The organism is Colwellia sp. MB3u-55, assembly GCF_014076785.1.
GTDB lineage: Bacteria > Pseudomonadota > Gammaproteobacteria > Enterobacterales > Alteromonadaceae > Colwellia_A.
In genome coordinates this window covers 1-560 of the sequence record NZ_JACGUS010000066.1, presented here as the reverse complement: position 1 = coordinate 560, position 560 = coordinate 1, and the positions used below count along the sequence as shown (strand labels likewise).

Sequence of the window (560 nt, the reverse complement as noted above, 5' to 3'; positions counted from 1 at the left end):
GTTGCGAAGAACAATTGGTGGGGTGTGGATGATAGTGCAGAGATAAACGAAGGCTCGAACCCTAAAGCGTTGAGCTTTATTTATGATGGGAATAATGACGGTAATGCAGGTAAGGTTAATTATGCTGGTTGGTTGAATGCTAGTCATTCTGATGGAGGAGCACCTGTTTCAGAAAGCATGACAGGTCAACTCACTTTAACGGATTCATCAGGAATTGTTGTACCCACTTACCAAAGTGGCGAGAGTGCATATATTCAAGTTGTTGATAGCGACGGTAATGCCAACCCTGCGGTAGCCGAAACCTTAACGGTAACGATCACTTCAGAAACCGAAGACACAGGTACAGCGTTTAGTGCGGCAGAGCCCGTTGCAGGAAGCAGTAATGTCGGTGATGGTACGCTTACCGTTTTAAAAACTTCTTACGATACAAAAACTGAAGATTGGTCAATGCTAGCGGTCAGTGCGAATAGTTTCCTTGTGACAGGCAGTGTTTCAGGCCAACAAAGTCAGCAATACGCTATCACCGATGGCGCGAGTGAAAAGCACACCTATATCAGTGA

Annotated in this window: 1 protein-coding gene; it reads left to right on the top strand. The window is 45.4% G+C overall.

From position 1 onward, the window contains the following. Positions 1 to 24: 24 nt before the first annotated feature. The coding region (locus H4J66_RS01880; RefSeq protein WP_182169844.1) for a hypothetical protein at positions 25 to 560 on the top strand (536 nt) is incomplete at its 3' end.